General features: G+C 71.6%; 20 protein-coding genes. 11 read left to right on the top strand and 9 right to left on the bottom strand.

All coding sequences use genetic code 11. The features are described 5' to 3' along the window. Nucleotides 1-40 precede the first annotated feature (40 nt). Both AB0C84_RS34565 and AB0C84_RS34560 read left to right on the top strand, forming a co-directional pair. Nucleotides 41-955 carry a hypothetical protein gene (locus AB0C84_RS34565; protein ID WP_361074565.1) on the top strand — a complete coding sequence of 305 codons (915 nt, stop codon included), beginning with the start codon at nucleotides 41-43 and terminating at the stop codon, nucleotides 953-955. Nucleotides 956-966: 11 nt separating this feature from the next. After that, nucleotides 967-1,617, top strand: coding sequence for a nucleoside triphosphate pyrophosphohydrolase (locus AB0C84_RS34560; RefSeq protein ID WP_361074563.1), 651 nt, complete (start codon nucleotides 967-969; stop codon nucleotides 1,615-1,617). A gap of 596 nt (nucleotides 1,618-2,213) precedes the next feature. On the opposite strand, the gene bioB is transcribed toward AB0C84_RS34560, so the two are convergent. From bioB to AB0C84_RS34545, 3 genes are all read right to left on the bottom strand, one after another. Next, nucleotides 2,214-3,365, bottom strand: a complete 1,152-nt coding sequence (gene bioB / locus AB0C84_RS34555; RefSeq protein WP_361074561.1) for a biotin synthase BioB — start codon at nucleotides 3,363-3,365, stop codon at nucleotides 2,214-2,216. 142 nt (nucleotides 3,366-3,507) lie between these two features. Then, nucleotides 3,508-3,663, bottom strand: a complete 156-nt coding sequence (locus AB0C84_RS34550; protein ID WP_361074559.1) for a hypothetical protein — start codon at nucleotides 3,661-3,663, stop codon at nucleotides 3,508-3,510. Between the two features lie 810 nt (nucleotides 3,664-4,473). Next, on the bottom strand, nucleotides 4,474-4,704 hold the full coding sequence (locus tag AB0C84_RS34545) for a hypothetical protein (protein ID WP_179834375.1): 231 nt from the start codon (nucleotides 4,702-4,704) through the stop codon (nucleotides 4,474-4,476). Between the two features lie 125 nt (nucleotides 4,705-4,829). Between AB0C84_RS34545 and AB0C84_RS34540 the strand changes: the two genes are divergently transcribed. Further along, nucleotides 4,830-5,519 carry an alpha/beta hydrolase gene (locus AB0C84_RS34540; RefSeq protein WP_361074557.1) on the top strand — a complete coding sequence of 230 codons (690 nt, stop codon included), beginning with the start codon at nucleotides 4,830-4,832 and terminating at the stop codon, nucleotides 5,517-5,519. 32 nt (nucleotides 5,520-5,551) lie between these two features. On the opposite strand, the gene AB0C84_RS34535 is transcribed toward AB0C84_RS34540, so the two are convergent. Beyond that, a complete protein-coding gene (locus tag AB0C84_RS34535) occupies nucleotides 5,552-6,169 on the bottom strand; it encodes a DUF4291 domain-containing protein (protein WP_361074555.1) in 618 nt (205 codons plus the stop codon). A 35-nt stretch (nucleotides 6,170-6,204) separates the two neighbouring features. Then, on the bottom strand, nucleotides 6,205-6,909 hold the full coding sequence (locus AB0C84_RS34530; RefSeq protein ID WP_361074553.1) for a TetR/AcrR family transcriptional regulator: 705 nt from the start codon (nucleotides 6,907-6,909) through the stop codon (nucleotides 6,205-6,207). An 87-nt stretch (nucleotides 6,910-6,996) separates the two neighbouring features. On the opposite strand from AB0C84_RS34530, the gene AB0C84_RS34525 reads away from it, so the two are divergent. Further along, nucleotides 6,997-7,893 (top strand): TIGR03620 family F420-dependent LLM class oxidoreductase, encoded by an 897-nt coding sequence (locus AB0C84_RS34525; RefSeq protein WP_361074551.1) that lies wholly within the window; start codon nucleotides 6,997-6,999, stop codon nucleotides 7,891-7,893. Nucleotides 7,894-7,926: 33 nt separating this feature from the next. Here the strand turns inward: AB0C84_RS34525 and AB0C84_RS34520 are convergent, their stop codons facing one another. Then, nucleotides 7,927-8,583 carry a response regulator transcription factor gene (locus tag AB0C84_RS34520; RefSeq protein ID WP_179848360.1) on the bottom strand — a complete coding sequence of 219 codons (657 nt, stop codon included), beginning with the start codon at nucleotides 8,581-8,583 and terminating at the stop codon, nucleotides 7,927-7,929. Nucleotides 8,584-8,591: 8 nt separating this feature from the next. Continuing rightward, the gene (locus AB0C84_RS34515) at nucleotides 8,592-9,728 is read right to left on the bottom strand and encodes a histidine kinase (RefSeq protein WP_361074549.1); all 1,137 of its coding nucleotides are present in this window, start codon (nucleotides 9,726-9,728) and stop codon (nucleotides 8,592-8,594) included. A gap of 159 nt (nucleotides 9,729-9,887) precedes the next feature. Between AB0C84_RS34515 and AB0C84_RS34510 the strand changes: the two genes are divergently transcribed. Genes AB0C84_RS34510 through AB0C84_RS34500 form a run of 3 tightly spaced genes read left to right on the top strand, consistent with a single transcriptional unit; the run spans nucleotide 9,888 to nucleotide 12,345 of the window. Further along, nucleotides 9,888-10,793 carry an ABC transporter ATP-binding protein gene (locus tag AB0C84_RS34510; protein ID WP_258945231.1) on the top strand — a complete coding sequence of 302 codons (906 nt, stop codon included), beginning with the start codon at nucleotides 9,888-9,890 and terminating at the stop codon, nucleotides 10,791-10,793. Next, a complete protein-coding gene (locus AB0C84_RS34505; RefSeq protein WP_361074546.1) occupies nucleotides 10,790-11,566 on the top strand; it encodes an ABC transporter permease in 777 nt (258 codons plus the stop codon). The genes AB0C84_RS34510 and AB0C84_RS34505 overlap by 4 nt, the downstream gene beginning before the upstream one ends. Next, the gene (locus AB0C84_RS34500; protein WP_361074544.1) at nucleotides 11,563-12,345 is read left to right on the top strand and encodes an ABC transporter permease; all 783 of its coding nucleotides are present in this window, start codon (nucleotides 11,563-11,565) and stop codon (nucleotides 12,343-12,345) included. Before AB0C84_RS34505 ends, AB0C84_RS34500 begins: the two co-directional genes overlap by 4 nt. Nucleotides 12,346-12,422: 77 nt before the next feature. On the opposite strand, the gene AB0C84_RS34495 is transcribed toward AB0C84_RS34500, so the two are convergent. After that, a complete protein-coding gene (locus AB0C84_RS34495; protein WP_179848356.1) occupies nucleotides 12,423-12,731 on the bottom strand; it encodes a hypothetical protein in 309 nt (102 codons plus the stop codon). A 575-nt stretch (nucleotides 12,732-13,306) separates the two neighbouring features. Here AB0C84_RS34495 and AB0C84_RS34490 point away from each other — a divergent pair. After that, complete coding sequence (locus tag AB0C84_RS34490; protein WP_179849931.1) at nucleotides 13,307-14,173, top strand: helix-turn-helix transcriptional regulator; 867 nt, start codon at nucleotides 13,307-13,309, stop codon at nucleotides 14,171-14,173. Nucleotides 14,174-14,183: 10 nt separating this feature from the next. Here the strand turns inward: AB0C84_RS34490 and paaI are convergent, their stop codons facing one another. After that, the gene (gene paaI / locus AB0C84_RS34485; RefSeq protein ID WP_361074542.1) at nucleotides 14,184-14,624 is read right to left on the bottom strand and encodes a hydroxyphenylacetyl-CoA thioesterase PaaI; all 441 of its coding nucleotides are present in this window, start codon (nucleotides 14,622-14,624) and stop codon (nucleotides 14,184-14,186) included. Nucleotides 14,625-14,715: 91 nt separating this feature from the next. Here paaI and AB0C84_RS34480 point away from each other — a divergent pair, with 91 nt between their 5' ends. The 3 genes from AB0C84_RS34480 to AB0C84_RS34470 all read left to right on the top strand — a co-directional run. Next, nucleotides 14,716-15,117, top strand: a complete 402-nt coding sequence (locus tag AB0C84_RS34480) for a nitroreductase family deazaflavin-dependent oxidoreductase (protein WP_258945234.1) — start codon at nucleotides 14,716-14,718, stop codon at nucleotides 15,115-15,117. Nucleotides 15,118-15,222: 105 nt separating this feature from the next. Next, nucleotides 15,223-16,389 carry a phosphotransferase gene (locus tag AB0C84_RS34475; protein ID WP_361074540.1) on the top strand — a complete coding sequence of 389 codons (1,167 nt, stop codon included), beginning with the start codon at nucleotides 15,223-15,225 and terminating at the stop codon, nucleotides 16,387-16,389. Between the two features lie 150 nt (nucleotides 16,390-16,539). Continuing rightward, nucleotides 16,540-16,664 (top strand): NAD(P)-binding domain-containing protein (locus tag AB0C84_RS34470; RefSeq protein ID WP_361074639.1); only part of this gene is annotated, 125 nt, incomplete at its 3' end.

Raw genomic sequence — 16,664 nt, 5'->3', positions numbered from 1 at the left:
GGACCTCGCACGCCGGTCCAACGGCCACGAGGAGGCTGCAATGCGCGTCACCATCACGGTCCCCGAAGAGACGACCGCCGATTTCGTCGTCGCGACCGACAGGAACCCCGGTGACCTGCCGGCGGCGATCCTCCGGAGGTTCTCCGGCTCCTTCGCGGCGGCGTTGTCGGAACGGCTCGGCTCCCCCCGGCTCTCACTCGCCTGCCACCCCGCAGCGAGCTCACCGTGGGACCTCTCCGGGCTCACCGGCCCTGACGCCGACGACACCGAGAGGATCCGCCAGGCGACACAGCACATCGGCGTCACCTCAGTCCTGCCGGCCGGTGATCTGCCGTTAGGACCTCACCTCGCCCGCGCCGCAGCGAAGGCGATCGCCGAATCGGTCAGCGGCGTGCTCGTCGACCCCATATCGGGCCAGGTGCTGCCCGTCGTGCCCTTCGGAAGGTTCGACGAGTTCGCCCTCGCCGACGACTGGCTCGGCACCACCCTGCCGCCCTACAGGAACTCCGGCCGCTGCACCGCCGACGAGGACGACATCGACGGATGCACCTGCGTCTACCTCACGACCCGGGGTCTGTGCCGGTTCGGACTGCCCGAACTGCAAATCACCGGTGTCGCCTGCCCACACGACCTGGCAGCACTCAACGTCCTGCGCACCGCTGCCCAACGGCTGCTCCCACTCGGCAGGCACGCAGGAGAGCATGTTCTGCCGGCGGAACTGCTGCTGACGAGCGCCGACTTCTCCGCTTTCTGGGGCAACCGCGACCCAATGTGGGACGACGGCCCGCTCGCCGTACGCCTCATCGAAGTCACGCCCCATCGCCTGGCCATACGCCCGCCCGCAGACTTTCCGGGCACGCTGAACGAATGGCTGTGGGACGAACTCCCACCCATCCTGCATGAACTGGTCAGCTGCGAACCAGACCACGCCTTGGCGAGCCACCCGAGTGGCTAACGTCGTCGGGCATGGAGAACGAGCAGGCACCGGGATCGCTCGCGAGGGCACTGGCGGACGTAGCGGCAGAACGCGAAGCCCAGGACCGGATGTGGGGCGTCCAGGAGTTCCCCGACGGGACCGGCCCGGGTTTCACCGCACAGGTAGAGGAGGCGAAGCAGGAATGCGCCGTGGCATGGTCGCGTGGCGAGCTGACCTGGCGTCACATCCTCACCGAGGAGTTCTACGAGGCGCTGGCCGAATCCGGCCCGCGCAACCTCCGCAACGAACTGATCCAGACGGCGGCGGTCGCCCTCAAGTGGGTCCAGTCCCTAGATCGACGGCACGGCGGGACCGTGCACCAGACCGGGGACGGACACCGATCCGAGAAGCTCGTCCGCGACCGGATCCCCGAGATCATCCGGGAGGCGGGAAGGGCCCCCGAGACACGGACCGCGGCCCCTGAAGAGCAAGCGGCGCTGCTGCGCAACAAACTCTACGAGGAGGCCGGCGAGTACATCGCGACCGACGATCCCGCAGAGCTCGCCGACCTCCTGGAGGTACTACACGCCCTCGCCGCGCTCCACGGCCTCACACCTGAGCAATTGGAGCATCAGCGCGCCACCAAGGCGGCGGAACGAGGAGCCTTTACCAAGCGCCTCGTCCTCCGCCTCCCCCGCTAACCCCTGCGAGCGCAGCGGGCCCCAGCCCCCTGAGACCCAGCGCTCAAGGAATTCCTCAACCACAACTCCCTATCCAACGAGGCCACCGCAGCAGCCACCGTTGGTCATGATCACGTCCCGCACCCAGGCGGCACCCGACCGGAGTGAGAACGACCGCAGACCCCCCGCCCACCATGCGCCCGCCCCGGGACATCCGCGCACACCACGGCATCGACGGTGGCACCGGCCTCACAACTAACCCAAAGGAGATCGAGCTACCCCATGAATGGGCACGCCCCCAAACCGCAGACGTCAAAGTCCCACGCACGTAAGCACCACACCTGTGAAGACGCAGGCACCGCAGACGTGACGGACTGCCTGCTCGAGAAGGCGCCGCAGGCATGACGACACCACACGTAGAAACACCACACCGCCGAAGCGCCGCAGGCACGGAGACACCACACACGACCGCACCCGTCAAAGCGCCGCAGGCTTGAAAGCGTCAGGCCCCGGATGTGCCGGGCTCGTGGAGGCCGCGGACGTGGGGGTGGGTGCGGACGTGGGGTGAGGGTGGGCGGCGTTCTGGGGGCGCTGGGGGCGCTGGGGGCTCGTGGGAGTCAGGCGTTGGGGGGTAGGGGGGTGCCGGCTCCTCGGCGGCGTAGTGTCACCAGGTCGGTTCGGGCCGGCCCGGGAGGCTGTGGAGGGCGGGCGTCGCTGATTTGTTCTTGTTCGGGTGCGTCATTGGGTGTGGAGGACATCGACTGCCGTCGGTGTTCGGGGAGCGTGGTGGTAGCCGTGTCCTCCACCTCGAAGCCCGCGTCGGTGATCATGTCGAGGTCCGCCTTGCCGGCCTGCCCCTCGCTGGTCAGATAGTCGCCCAGGAAGATCGAGTTGACCACATGCAGCGCGAGGGGCTGGAGCGTTCGCAGATGGATCTCCCGCCCGCCGGCGAGACGCACCTCCACGTCCGGGCAGACGAAACGCACCATCGCCAGGATGCGCAGGCAGCGCTGCGGGGTGAGGGCCCATCTCTCGGCCATTGGCGTTCCCTCGAACGGGATCAAGAAGTTCACCGGGACCGAGTCCACGTCCAGGTCACGCAACGCGAAGACCACGTCCACCAGGTCCGCGTCGCTCTCCCCCATGCCGGCGATCAGCCCGGAGCAGGCCGAGAGTCCTGCTTCCTTGGTCTGCCGCACGGTGTCGACCCGGTCGCCGAACTCGTGCGTGGTGCAGATGTCCGCATACGCGGCTTCGGCGGTGTTCAGATTGTGGTTGTAGGCGTGGACGCCGACCTCTTGTAGCCGTCCCGCCTGCGTGCCGGACAGCAGCCCGAGGCAGGCGCAGATCTCCACGTCCTCGTCGCGTTCCTTGATCGCGGCAATGATGCCGGCGACCCGTTCCACGTCCCGGTCGGTCGGGCCGCGCCCGCTGGCCACCAGGCATAGGCGTTTGGCGCCCCCGGCCACGCCCGCTTCCGCCGCCGCGGCCGCCTCCTCGGGCTTCAGCCAGGTGTAGGTGAGGACCTCTGCCTTCGACCCCAACCGCTGCGAGCAGTACGAGCAGTCCTCAGGACAGAGCCCCGACTTCAGGTTGACCAGGTAGTTCAGCTTGACCCGGCGCCCGAACCAGTGCCGGCGTACCTTGCCGGCGGCGGCCACCACGTCGAGCAACTCGTCATCGGAGGTTTCCAGTACCGCGAGCGCCTCGGCCCGGGACAGCGGCTCACGGCGCAACCCCTTGCCGACCAGAGTCTCCAGCAGGTCCATGGCGCCGATCATCGCCTCCTGCGCACGCCACGCCAAGACTCGCGCCGTACAAGAAGGTCGATCAAGATCTGTCGATCACGGCAGCGCGAGGCGCACGCGGTCACCGCACGCCGAGATTGCGTACGAAGGCACGGTTAGGACGTCATGCATGTGTCGCAGCACTCCCCCGCCGGCGGCCCAGCTGCCACAGCCACCACCGCAGGGGCGCGGGCGCGGCGAGCAGGTAGACCAGCGCGAACACCAGCACCGACCCCACCTGGCCCATCGCCCGCGACCTGGCCGGACGGGAGGCTTCCACGCCCCCGACGAGAGCCCGTCTCAATGGTTATCGCTGGCCTTCGCCACCGCGCGTGCCCGCCCGCCTGCCCACTCTGCAGCGGCGCGCTCAAGGCTTTGGAGATTCGGAGCCGATGTCAACGCCGCACAAGCCAGCGCCGCTCGGCGCCGTCACGACGGCCGCGCAGGCCATCGTCCTCGAAGCATCTCAGGACGACGCGTCCCCCTTCCCAGCCCGGGCGGAAGCCGACGACGCTTGGCGCCTCCAGACCGAGCCTGACCGTTCCCCTCGAATTCCCGGGTGAGGCACCCCTTGCTTCTCCACGCTGCGGAAGCCGGCGTTGCTCGGCGCCCCTGGGCAACCGCGCCCGGCCGTCCTCTTTGAGGCCATCGCAGGACGACGCCCCCGCCTCCCCGACATTCCGACGCCGCTCGGCGGCCTCCTAGGCGGCCGCACCCCGACGCCCCCTCGGTAACCCTCTCAGGTTGCCGCGTCTCGTACACGCTGCGTTACCGACGCTGCTTGGTGCCTGCAGGACGATCGCGCTCCGGTGTTGTGCTTAGGGACCATCTCAGGGTGACGCGTTTCCCGCTTCTCGCCGGTGCTGGGGGCGTTTGTTGCTTCCGAGCCGGTCCGGCCGGTCTCCTTGAGGAGCGTCTCCGGTGACGTGTCCCCTGGTTCTCCATTCTTGCGGAGGCCGGTGCTTGGCGCCTCTTGGCGATTGCGTCTGGGCGTCCTCGTTGGGGACTGGGTCGGGGTGACGTAGTTCCTGGTTGTTCTTGATTTGGGCGCCGGGTTTGTGCGGTGTGGCTGTGGCGGGGTGGGTTGGGGCTAGGGCCAGACCTGGTGGAGGGTCCAGGGGCCGGGTTTGTGGGGGGCGATTACCTCGGCGATCGCGGGGCCGTCCGGTGTCGCCACCTGGAGGCGGTAGAACCTCGCCTGGCCTGGGGCCTGCCATTCTTCCAGGACTCGGCGCACGTGGTAGCGGCCTCGGGGGCCGGTGATCTGGGAGGGGCGGCCCGTGGGCGTGGTCTCCGCCGAGACCGGTTCATCGATCAGCACGAGACGACAAGCTAGCCCGAACACTTGTTCGAAGCGAGCGACACGCCGGGATGGGTGCGTACCTGGCTCCTGGCACGGGGACGGGAATGTCGGTGGGGCTCGCTAGTGTCGCGCTTCGGAGGACGATGAACATGGCGACATACACTCTCATCCCGGGCGCGGGCGGACAGGCCTGGTTCTGGCATCGTCTGGTGCCTGAGCTGCAGGCGCGGGGGCATGACGTCGTGGCCGTGGAGCTTCCCGCGGGTGATGACTCTGCGGGCCTGTCGGAGTACGCCGACACGGTCGTCGAGGCGATCGGCGGCCGGACGGACCTGGTCCTGGTGGCGCAGTCGATGGGCGGCTTCACAGCACCGCTTGTCTGCGAGCGACTGCCGGTCGATCTGCTGGTGCTGCTCAACGCCATGGTCCCCTCGCCGGGCGAGACGGGCGGTGACTGGTGGGGGAACACCGGGCAGGCGAAGGCGATGTCCGACCAGGCCGTCCGCGAGGGACGGGTCCCGTCCGCGGAGTTCGACGTCGAGGAGTGCTTCTTTCACGACGTGCCGGACGAGGTGAAGGCCGTAGCGTTGTCGCAGGAGTCCGCGCAGTCGTCCACCCCGTTCGCAGAGCCTTGGCCCCTGCACAAGTGGCCCAGCACACCGACGGTGTTTCTGCAGGGGCGCGACGACCGCCTATTCCCGCTGGAGTTCCAGCGGAGGGTGGTGGGCGAACGGTTGGGGATTCCGGTGGAGGAGATGCCCGGCGGACACCTCGTCGCGCTGAGCCGGCCCCGGGAGCTGGCCGATCGCCTGGAGGCGATTCGCACGCGATGATGCGGCGCGGCCCTTGATCGGCGCAGGCCCGCCTATGCGCGATCCGGAGTTACCGGCTGCTCGGAAGCTCCGAGGCGGGCGACCAGGGCGGCGGTCAGAGGGTAGGGGCGTTCGTTGGGGAGCAGGGCTCTGGCTTGAGGTGTCCGGCCGGCCTTGCATAGTCCCTGGATCTTGCGGACCAGCGGGGTGAGGTCTTCGATGCCGAGTATCCAGTCATCGACGTAGCGGTCGACGATGTGGCGGCTGAGGCCTATCTGGATGCTGCGTGCTTCGAGTTTCCGGCCGTCTAGGGAGCGTTCGGGGTCCCATTGGACGTGCACGACCGCCTTCGCGAAGCGGCGGCGCCAATCCTCAGTGCTCCGGAAGACGCGGCGGTCGGGATCGGTCGGGACGGCCAGACCCAGCGCTTCTTCCCAGCCGGCCCGGCTGATACGGACGGCGAGGATCGTCTCCTGACCGGGTTTGCGCGCCCAGTCGCTGCGGGCCATGAGCCACAGGAACGACGGTTTGATCCAGGTCATGCGGCTCCGGGAGAACGGCGGGACGAACGTGCCGCTCCTCGCGGCCGGGACGCCGATCTCGGGTGCGTAGGCCTGGTAGACGGTGATCGAGTCTCGGTCGTAGCAGGCGCGGATCTCGCGTGTGCGCATGATCTGGCCAGCGTGGCGCGGGGGCGCGCCGTGACTCAAGCGGTTTTCCGGCGGCGGTGGGCCTTCTGGCGGCACGCGGGGCCGCAGAAGCGGGCGGGGCGTCCCGTCGGCGCGGCGGCGAGCGGCTTCCCGCACACCTCGCACCCTCTTTCGTTACGTTCCCGGGGCCCCGTTTCGTCGTCTTTCGTTACGGTGCGGAGGGCGTCGCACGCCAGAGCCGTCATGCGTCCGGGGCCGCCCTCGGGGCGGCGCCGGCGTTCCATCACCATGGCCCCGACCATGAGGGAGCGGACGTCCTGGACGTCCACGTCCGGACGGACCGCGCCGGCCGCCTGCGCCCGCCGCAGCAGCTCACCGAGAGCCGAGGTGAACCGCTCGTCCATGCCGCGGGCGTCGAGCGTTCCCAGGTCCGCGGCCAGGGCGTCGCACAGGGCGTGGTTGAACATCGCGCGCTCCACGACCCACATGAGGTAGCCGTAGAAGGCCTCCCCCGGCTCGTCCGCGTGGACGAGGGCCTCCGCCTCGTCCACGATCCGCTCGATTCGTTCCGTGACGACCGCCTGGAACAGGGCCTCCTTGGTCGGGAAGTGCCGATAGACGGTCCCGGCCCCGACACCGGCCCGGCGGGCGATGTCGTCGAGCGGGACGAGGCGGCCGTCGGCGGCGAAGGCCTCGAACGCCGCCTCGAGGATGCGTTCACGGTTCCGGCGCGCGTCCGCGCGCTGGGGCCGTCCGCTCACCCGGCGCCTCCTTCATCGATTGACAAGCGGGGCGGACGTTCCGGTAACGTCCTAAACGGGTTGCTCGTTCCGATTATAGGAGGACCGATGACGGCGGTGGACGAGGCGCGGGCGGGGCTCGGCAGGATCGGCGTCGGGCTCGTGACGCCCATCGCGCCTGCCGGCGAATGGCGGCGTGCGGCGCAGCGCGTGGAGCGGGCGGGCTACGGGGCGATCTGGGTGAACGAGGCCGTCGGCGGCCGGGAGGTGTTCACGCAGTTGAGCGTGATGCTCGCCGCCACGGAGCGGATCGTCCTCGGCTCGGCCATCGCGAACCTGTGGGCGCGGCACCCCGCAGCCATGCAGGGCGCCGCGTCGGTCCTGGCCGACGCCTACCCCGGACGGCTCGCGCTCGGCGTGGGCGTCAGCATGGGGGCGATCGTGGAGCGGAGCGGGCAGAAGTGGACGCGCCCGCTGAACCGGATGCGCGAGTACCTCGACGGCATGGACGCGGCCGTCGAAGCGGCACCGGTGCCCGAAAAGCCCTTCCCCCGGCTGCTGGCGGCCCTCGGCCCGAAGATGCAGGAACTGGCTCGGGACCGCGCGGACGGAGCACTTCCCGCCGCGATGCCTGTCGAGCACACCAGGCAGGCCCGGGAAAGGCTCGGCGACGACAAGCTGCTCGTCGTCCTGCAGACCGCCATCCTCGAGACGGATCCGGTGAAGGCGCGCGGTCTCGCGAGAGGGACCCAGATGCTGGAGCTTCCGGGATCCCCCTACGTCCGCTCGCTCAAGGCGCTCGGATACGAGGACGAGGCGATCTCCGGCGGCGGCTCCGACGAGGTCATCGACGCCTGCTTCAACTGGGGCGACGAGGCCGCGATCGCCGAACGGATCCAGGGGCACCTCGACGCGGGAGCCGACCATGTCTGCGTCACGGTCTTCACCCCCGACCTGGCCTCGGCGGCCGACCAGTTCGAACGTCTGGCCCCGGTCCTGCTCTGACCGTCGCACCGATCCGCGCAGACCAGAACTGGGTCAGCGGGGGCGGACGAGGCCGGTCTCGTAGGCGGTGATGACCAGCTGGGCCCGGTCCCGGGCGTGGAGCTTGGCGAGCAGGTGGCCGATGTGGGTCTTCACGGTGGCGGGGCTCAGGTGGAGGTGCTCGGCGAGTTCGGTGTTGGACAGGCCGCGGGCGATGAGGGTGAGGACCTCGCGTTCGCGGTCGGTGAGGGCGTCCAGGCCGGCCGGCGGGGGCTGCGCGGGGCCTGGGCGGCGGACGAACTCGGCGATCAGCCGCCGGGTCACCGAGGGGGCCAGCAGCGACTCGCCCGACGCCACGACGCGGATCGCCGACAGCAGGTCGGCCGGAGGGGTGTCCTTCAGCAGGAAGCCGCTCGCCCCGGCCCGCAGCGCCGAGTAGACGTAGGTGTCCAGATCGAAGGTGGTGAGGATCAGGACGCGGATGTCCGGCAGGTCGGTGCAGATGCGCTGGGTGGCCTCGATGCCGTCCATCTCGGGCATGCGGACGTCCATGAGCACGACGTCCGGGCGTTCCCGGGCGGCCAGCTCGACGGCCTCGGCCCCGGTGCCGGCCTCGCCGACGGTGCGCAGGCCGGGCGCGGTGTCGATCAGGACGCGGAAGCTGCCGCGCAGCAGGGCCTGGTCGTCGGCGACGAGGACGCTCAGATCCAACGGGGTTCCTAGGAGTCGTACGGGAAGGCGGCGGACACGGCGAAGCCGCCTTCGGGACGCGGGCCGGCGGTGAAGTCGCCGCCGTACATCATGACGCGTTCGCGCATGCCGATGAGACCGTGCCCGCCGCCGCCCGGCAGGACGCGGGTCCCGGGCCCGTCGTCGGTGACGTCGATGCGCATCCGCAGCCCGTCGGCTCTGACACGGACGCGGCAGCGCGCGGGGGCCGCGTGCTTCACGACGTTGGTGACCGCCTCCTGGACGATGCGGTAGGCGGAGAGCGCGACGCCCTCGGGGAGCTCCCCCGCGTCGACGTCCAGGTCGACGTGAACGCCGGCCATGGCGGCGCGTTCGGCGAGGCCGGTCAGGTCGGCCAGGCCCGGGGACGGGGTGAGGTCGGCGTCGGCGGCGCCGGTGCGCAGGACGCCGAGGAGGTGGCGCATCTCGGCGAGCGTGCCGCGGCTGGTGGTCTCGATGACCCGGAGCGCGTCGAGTGCCTCTTCGGGACGGGCCTCGGCGACGTGGACGGCGACGCCGGCCTTGACTGCGATGAGGCTCATGCTGTGCGCGACGACGTCGTGGAGCTCGCGGGCGATGCGGAGCCGCTCGCCGGAGACGGCCTGGTCGGCGAGGCGGCGGGCGTCGTGCGCGGCGTGGGCGCGGCGTTCGCGGACGACGCGGCCGAGCGTCCAGGACGCGCCGAGGACGGAGGCGCCGAGCAGGAGCCGTCCGAGGATCTCGGCCTGCGCTCCGACGGGGCCGACGACGGCGCCGGCGAAGATGAACACGGCGCTGACAACGCCGATGAGCAGGGTGGGGACCCAGCGGCGGCGGCGCCGGGTGAGCGCGACCTGGTAGAGGGCGAACCCCGCGGAGGCGTAGGTGTCCCAGGGCAGGTCGAGGAGCAGCGCGGCGGTCGACGCGGACAGGACGGCGGCGAAGACCGGGACGGGCCACAGGCGCCGCACCGCGAGGGGCAGCGCCGCAGCGGCGCCGAGCGGGACGGCGAGGAGCGGCGAGGCGCCTGTGCCCGCCGGCAGCGCCAGCAGGACGAGGGCGTAGAGGAGCGCGGCCCCAGCGTCGAGGCCGATGAGGCCGCGCCGGCTGAGCCGCGGGAGCGGGGAGCGCAGCTCGGATTCGTCCACGTCAGGAAAGGTAGCGGCACGGCCGGCGCCCGCGCCTCATGCCGGCGGCCGTCATACCGGGGGCGGAGGTGGCGGGATGGTCTCGGAGCACGGTCGCACGCGCGGTCCCCGCCCGCGTTCCGATGTGCTGAAGGGCGGTGGCGTACGACGCTCGACGGCATGATCGAGGTACGCGAGCTGACCAAGCGCTACGGCGGCACGACCGCGGTGGACCGCCTGTCCTTCACGGTGAGGCCGGGGACGGTGACGGGGTTCCTCGGCCCGAACGGGGCCGGCAAGTCGACGACGATGCGGATCGTGCTGGGCCTGGACCGGCCCGCGTCCGGCGAGGCGCTGGTCAACGGCGGGCGGTACACGGCGCTGAGGCGGCCGATGCGCGAGGTGGGAGCGCTGCTGGACGCGGGCGCGGTGCAGGGCGGGCGCCGGGCGTTCGACCATCTCGGCTGGCTGGCGCGCAGCAACGGGATCGGGACGCGGCGGGTGACGGAGGTCCTGGAGCAGGTGGGGCTCGCCGGGGTCGCGCGCAAGCGGGTCGCCGGGTTCTCGCTGGGGATGCGGCAGCGGCTCGGGATCGCCGCGGCGCTGCTGGGCGATCCGGGGGTGCTGATGTTCGACGAGCCGGTGAACGGCCTCGACCCCGACGGCGTCCGCTGGATCCGCGAGCTGATGCGGGCGCTGGCCGCCGAGGGCCGGACGGTCCTGATCTCCAGCCATCTGATGAGCGAGATGGAGCTGACGGCCGACCGGCTGGTCATCATCGGGCGCGGGCGGCTGATCGCGGACACGTCGGTGCGGGAGCTGGCGGACCGGTTCCGGCGCGGGGTGCTGGTCCGCTCGCCCCGTCCCGCGGAGCTGACCGCCGTGCTCGCCGCGGCGGGCGGCCTGGTCGAGCCCGCGCCGGGCGGGGCCCTCACGGTCACCGGGCTGGACGTCGCCGCCATCGGCGACACGGCCGCGGCGCACGGGATCCCGCTGCACGGGGTGACGCAGCACAGCGCCTCTCTGGAGGAGGCCTACATGGAACTGACCGCGGAGAGCACCGAGTTCGGGGCGGTGGCGCCGTGATCGACGCGCTCTCCGCGGAGTGGTACAAGCTCCGGACCGTCCGCTCGACCTTCGCCGTCCTCGGAACGGTCGCGGCGTTCATGCTTCTCTGCGTCCTGTGGTCCTGGTACGTGACCCGCTACTGGGACGGTCTGCCGGCCGCGCGGAAGGCGACGGCGACGGCGGCTCCGGCGGAGCAGCCCCTGGCCGTGGCGCTGCCGGTGTGCGCGGTGGTGCTGGGGGCGCTGACGATCACGTCGGAGTACTCGCACTGCATGGTCCGGACGACGCTGGCCGTGCTGCCGAACCGCATGGCCCTGTACGCGGCGAAGGGCGGGGTGGCGGCGGCCGCCATGCTCGCGGTGTCGCTGGCGGCGCTCGCCGCGGGAACCGCCGCCGGGAACGCGATCGTGGGCGATCGTCCCGTGGCCACGTTCCAGGGCCCGGTGGCGGACGTCGCGGTCCACCTGCTGTGGCTCGGCCTGACCACCGCGGCGATCACGCTCATCGCCTTCGCGCTGGGCGCCGTCCTCCGCTCCACGGCCGCGACGATCACGGCGGGCACGGTCGTGCTGTTCGTGGCGCCCGGCCTCACCCGGCTGCTGCCGCCGCCGTGGGACGAGCGGATCTCCTCGGCGCTGCCCGGCAACCTGTCCAACCAGATCGCGGCCGCGCCGGGCTCGCCGACCGACCACGGTGTGCTGGCGCCGCCCGCCGCGTTCGCACTGCTGGTGACGTACGTGGTCGTCGCGCTCGCGGCCGGCGCCTTCGCGTTCACTCGGAGGGACGCGTGATCGCCCACGCGGTCGCCGCCGAGTGGCGCAAGCTGCGCTCGATCCGCTCGACCTACTGGGTGCTGGCGGTGGCGGCGGCCTTCACCGGGTTCACGGTGCTGCTCGCGATCCAGATGGCGCACGTCTGGGACGGCCTCTCCGCCGACCGGCGCGACGAGTTCCTGCTGCGCCCCCTGCAGGAGCTCAGCACGTGGGTGGCGTCGCTGTGCCTCGCGGTGCTCGGCGCGCTGTCCGTCACGTCCGAGTACCGCACGGGGATGATCCGCGCGACCCTCACCGTGCTCCCGAGGCGGCACGTGCTGGTGCCGGCCAAGGCGGTGGTGGTCGGGACGGTCGCCCTGGTCGCCGGGGAGGCCGCGACGGTCGGCTCGTTCCTCGGGACCCGGCTCGTCATCGGCGACCGCCCGTTCCCGGACCAGCGCGCCTCCATCGTCCACGACCTGCCCGGCTTCCTCGTCGAGGGGACGGCGGTGCCGGTGTTCGCGCTGCTCGGCCTGGCGCTCGGGGTGCTGCTGCGCTCCACGGCGGGGACGCTCGTGTCGCTGGTGTTCGTATGGCACGTGCTGCCGCTGCTCGTCTTCCACCTGCCGCGGCCGTGGAGCGAGCGTGCCGGCTCGGTCCTGCCCGGCGGCCTGCCCGCCCAGATCGCGGGGCTCGGCGCGGACAACTCCATCTACGGCGACCTGCTGTCCCCCGGCGCGGCGACGGCCGTGCTGCTCGCGTACGCGCTCGTGCCGCTCGGTCTCGCGGCCCTCGTCATCTCCCGGCGCGACGCGTGAGGCCCTGAAGCCATCGACGGCGGCGTCCCCGTGCGGGGCGCCGCCGCTCGTTTCCGCAGGGCTCGTCGTCAGGCGGCTCAGCCGGCCTGCAGGGAGCTCGCCCGGATCGCCAGGCGTTCGCGGAGCATGTCGACGGCCTCGTCGATGCGGGGCGCGGCGGCCTGCGCGCGCACGCGGCGGCCGTCGAACTCGACGACGGCCTGGGCCAGGGCGGGGCGCGGCAGCGACCGGTCGGCCACCACGCTCAGCGTGACCTGGACGGACGTGACGCCGCGGGCGCCGGCGAGCGCGTCGCGGACGGCCCTCTCGGCCGCCGCGCGCTCGTGCGCCGAGACGTCGCCCGAGGTCAGGAATCGGATCTCCGGTCGTTCACGGGTCGCGTTCATGTGTTCTCCCAGATGCGAGGGGCGTGTTCGCCTGACGGAGCGGCGGCCGCCACCACCACTCTGAAGGGAGAACGCCGCGGGCGCCCGAGATCGCGCCCGCGCGGGACGAGAGCTTCATCACTCGGCCGGCCTAGCGCGCGGCGCGTACCGCGGGGAATGTTCGCCAAATAAGTGGTCAGGGACATTCACGAGGACGGCTACCGCCCGCGAAATGGCCTGTCAGGATTGGCCGCCCGCATTGCCGGAGAGCACTCCCAAATTCGTGCGCCATCCATGGGCCGGGGAAATGACCATCGGGCCGACTCCGGCGGCAACGACACCGCGACGTTCCGCATCCGCACCGCCACCGACCGCACTGTTCACGCCGCTACGCAGCGGCTTCGCGCAGGTCAAGAGACGTTCGGAGGCGCCCGGTCCGCAAGGCGGTATTGCTACTACCCAAAAACGCCCGCGCATCCTCTAACATAGGGCGGTGCCGTTCCGCCCACGAGCAGACCCGTCGACTGGCTGGTGACCCCTTGCCCCAGGATTCAGCTGCCCCAACACCTCCGTCCGAAGGTGATCCGGCCGGACGGCTGATCGATTATCCGCGCCGCGGCGGGCCCACCGTCCTGCGCATTCTCCTCGGGGCGCAACTGCGGCGGCTGCGCGAGTCGCGCGGAATCTCCACCGAGCAGGCGGGCTACGAGATCCGCGGCTCGCATTCCAAGATCAGCCGGATGGAGCTGGGCAGGGTCGGCTTCAAGGAGCGCGACGTCGCCGATCTGCTCACCCTGTACGGCGTCGCCGACCCCGCGGAGCGCGCCCCGCTGCTGGCGCTCGCCAAGGAGGCCAACACCCCCGGCTGGTGGCACCGGTACGGCGACATCCTCCCGAGCTGGTTCGAGGTGTACCTGGGCCTGGAGGAGGCCGCCTCCCTGCTGCGCACCTACGAGTTGCAGTTCGTGCCCGGTCTGCTGCAGACCGAAGACTACGCACGCGCCGTCATCCGGCTCGGGTACTCCGACGCCAGCGATGAGGAGGTCGAGCGCCGCGTCCAGATCCGCACCACCCGGCAGGAGCGGTTCACCTCCCCCGAGGCACCGACGCTGTGGGCCGTGCTGGACGAGGCGGTCGTTCGCCGTCCGCTCGGCGGCCGCGATGTGATGCGCGACCAGATCCGGCATCTGATCGAGGTGTCGGAGCTGCCCAACGTGACGCTGCAGATCGTCCCGTTCGGTGCGGGAGGGCACGCCGCCGCAGGAGGCCCGTTCACCATCCTGCGCTTCGCCGAGCCCGGCCTGTCCGACGTCGTCTACCTGGAGCAACTCACCAGCGCGCTCTACCTCGACAAGCCGACCGACGTCGACACCTACATGCGCGCGATGAACAACCTGTGCATCACCGCGGAGCGTCCCGACGAGACCTCGCGTTACCTCACCCGGGTCCTGAACGAGCTGTGACCCGTGCGCCTCAGGGCGCGCCGCCGTTCAGGACGCGCTGGTCCCGGCTACGGCTTCCGCCGCGGAACTCCGCGATGACCTCGCCGCCGGGGACGCGGCGCACCGTGACGTCGTAGATGCCGCTCCGTCCGTACCGGGTGAGTTCGGCGGCCGTCGCCTCCAGAACGTCCCCGCCGCGCGCGCTCGCGACGAACACCACGTCGGCGGACGCTGCGACCGTCACGGAGTCATAGGTGTTGCACGCGTAGGCGAATGCCGAGTCGGCGAGCAGGAACAGGTAGCCGCCGTGGGCGATCCCGTGGCCGTTCACCATGGTCTCGGCCACCGTCATCCGCAGCCGCGCCCGCCCTGGCGCGATCTCGGTGATCTGCATGCCGAGGTCCTGCGCCACCTTGTCCTGCGCGTACATCGTCTCGGCGCACCGCCGTGCCACCTCCGCCGCATCATCCACCACGCCAGGGTAGTGAACCGGGGAAGGGCTGCCCTGGCTCGCGGGTTACAGGGGTGCGCCCTTATGGACATGGCGAAATGAGGAGAAAACCATGCTGTACGGCAAGGAACACGTCGACCGGTACCGGGCGACCGACGGTGCGGAGGGGCACGACTGGCAGGGCACCGTCACCCTCCTGCTCACCACGACGGGACGGCGCAGCGGCAAGGAGCGCACGACACCGCTCATCTACCAGACGGAAGGCGACGCCTACCTCGTCGTGGCCTCCAAGGGCGGAGCGGACGAGCCGCCGCTCTGGTACCTCAACCTGCAGGACAACCCCGAGGTGAAGGTGCAGGTGAAGGGCGACAAGTTCACCGCGCGGGCCCGCACGGCGACGTCCGAGGAGAAGCCTCCGCTCTGGCGGAAGATGGCCGCCACCTGGCCGGCCTACGACGAGTACCAGGAGAAGACGGACCGCGACATCCCCGTCGTCGTCCTCGAACGCGTCTGAGGCGCCGGACCGCGCGGTCCGCTTTCGCGTCGCGGCCGGGACGTGTAGCGTCGGCGTAGAACACCCATTCGACCGCCGTCCGTCCGAAGCAGCCGAGGTGCCGAGGTGCCGACGTCCCAGAGTGCTGACGCCAGAGACAGGGCTGACACCGGACACCGGGCCGGCACCCCGGATCCGGCTGACGGCGACGGGCAGGCGAAGGCGGACGGCGGGCCCGGCGCCGAGCCGCTTCCACCGCGGCTGCTGAAGCGCTGGGAGATCGGCGCGCCGGACGCGGCGACCCCGCTGGCCACCGGGCCGGGCCACCGGAGCTGGCGGGTCGACACGGCGGGCGGAGCGTTCTTCCTCAGGGAGCACGCCGGTGCCGACCGGCGCCGCGTGCTGTTCCAGCACGGCGTCACGACCGCGCTCGACGCGGCGGGACTCCCGGTGCTCGCGCCCGTGCCGGCGCGCGGCGGCCGCACCCTGGTCACCGCCGCCGGCCGCGGATACGTCCTGTACCCGTGGGTGGGCGGCCGCGGCCGCGGCGGTCTGGAGCTGACGTTCGCCCAGTGCGAGGCCCTCGGCGAGCTGCTCGGAAGGCTGCACTCGGCGCTCGACGAGCTCACGCCGCCCGTCCAGCAGAGCATGCTCGTGCCCGCGCCGCGCGCCGCCGACGCGGCCGCCGCCGTCGAGACGATGCTGCGCGACGTCCCGGACGGCGGGGACGGCACCGACTTCGACGCGCTGACCGCGCGCCGCCTGCGGGAGCGCCGCGATCTGCTCAACGAGTTCGCGGGGCACCAGCCGCCCGACATCGAGGTGAGCACGGTCGGGCACCTGCACGGCTCCTTCCACGCCGGGCACCTGCGCTACGGCGGGTCCGGCAACGTCACGGCCGTCCTCGGCTGGGACGGCCTGACCACGGGCCCGGTCGCCGGGGAGGTCGTGCGCTCGGCGGCGCGGCTGTTCGCCTGCGAGGACGAGCGCGGCCTCGACCTCGACCGCGTCGAGGCGTTCGTGCGCGGGCACCGCTCCGCCTTCCCGCTGGACGCCGGGCAGATCCAGTCGGCCGTGCACCGCGAATGGTGGGAGCGGCTCTGCGACGTCGGGCCGCTGAGGCACCGCTACCTGGGCGAGGACGGCGCGGGCGAGGACGGCGCGGGCGAGCGCGGCGCCGCCACGCTCGTGAGCTGGTGGTCGGCGCATCTCGACCGCACCCTCGACGCCTTCGCCGTGCCCTACACCGCCGTGTACGGCGACGCGCCCGGCGACAGCCCCGCCTACGGCTGACCGGCCCGGCGGGCCGCCGCCGTTCGGAGGGCGCGGCGACGCATCCCCGCCTCCGGGCGGGTAGGGACCTATGCGGATGCGCATCGGGCAGCGATGTGCGAATGTTGTCCCCGCACAGTTCTGTATCGAGCAGTCCAAAAGGAGGGGCAGATGACTCAGGTCGCAGTGCTCGGCACCGGGATCATGGGCGCGGCGATGGCCCGCAACCTGCTGCGGAACGGCCACGGGGTCGCGGCCTGGAACCGCACGGCCGCCCGCGCTGAGCCGCTCGCCGC

The organism is Actinomadura sp. NPDC048955, assembly GCF_040649435.1.
In the GTDB taxonomy this organism is placed as follows: domain Bacteria; phylum Actinomycetota; class Actinomycetes; order Streptosporangiales; family Streptosporangiaceae; genus Spirillospora; species Spirillospora luteofluorescens.
Note: the sequence above shows the minus strand (reverse complement) of the source record. Positions and strands in the feature narration are given on the sequence as shown.

Coding starts and splice junctions, on each gene's coding strand:
- AB0C84_RS34565 (WP_361074565.1), top strand. CDS start 41: ATGCGCGTCACCATCACGGTCCCCGAAGAGACGACCGCCGATTTCGTC.
- AB0C84_RS34560 (WP_361074563.1), top strand. CDS start 967: ATGGAGAACGAGCAGGCACCGGGATCGCTCGCGAGGGCACTGGCGGAC.
- bioB (WP_361074561.1), bottom strand. CDS start 3,365: ATGGACCTGCTGGAGACTCTGGTCGGCAAGGGGTTGCGCCGTGAGCCG.
- AB0C84_RS34540 (WP_361074557.1), top strand. CDS start 4,830: ATGAACATGGCGACATACACTCTCATCCCGGGCGCGGGCGGACAGGCC.
- AB0C84_RS34535 (WP_361074555.1), bottom strand. CDS start 6,169: ATGCGCACACGCGAGATCCGCGCCTGCTACGACCGAGACTCGATCACC.
- AB0C84_RS34525 (WP_361074551.1), top strand. CDS start 6,997: ATGACGGCGGTGGACGAGGCGCGGGCGGGGCTCGGCAGGATCGGCGTC.
- AB0C84_RS34510 (WP_258945231.1), top strand. CDS start 9,888: ATGATCGAGGTACGCGAGCTGACCAAGCGCTACGGCGGCACGACCGCG.
- AB0C84_RS34495 (WP_179848356.1), bottom strand. CDS start 12,731: ATGAACGCGACCCGTGAACGACCGGAGATCCGATTCCTGACCTCGGGC.
- AB0C84_RS34480 (WP_258945234.1), top strand. CDS start 14,716: ATGCTGTACGGCAAGGAACACGTCGACCGGTACCGGGCGACCGACGGT.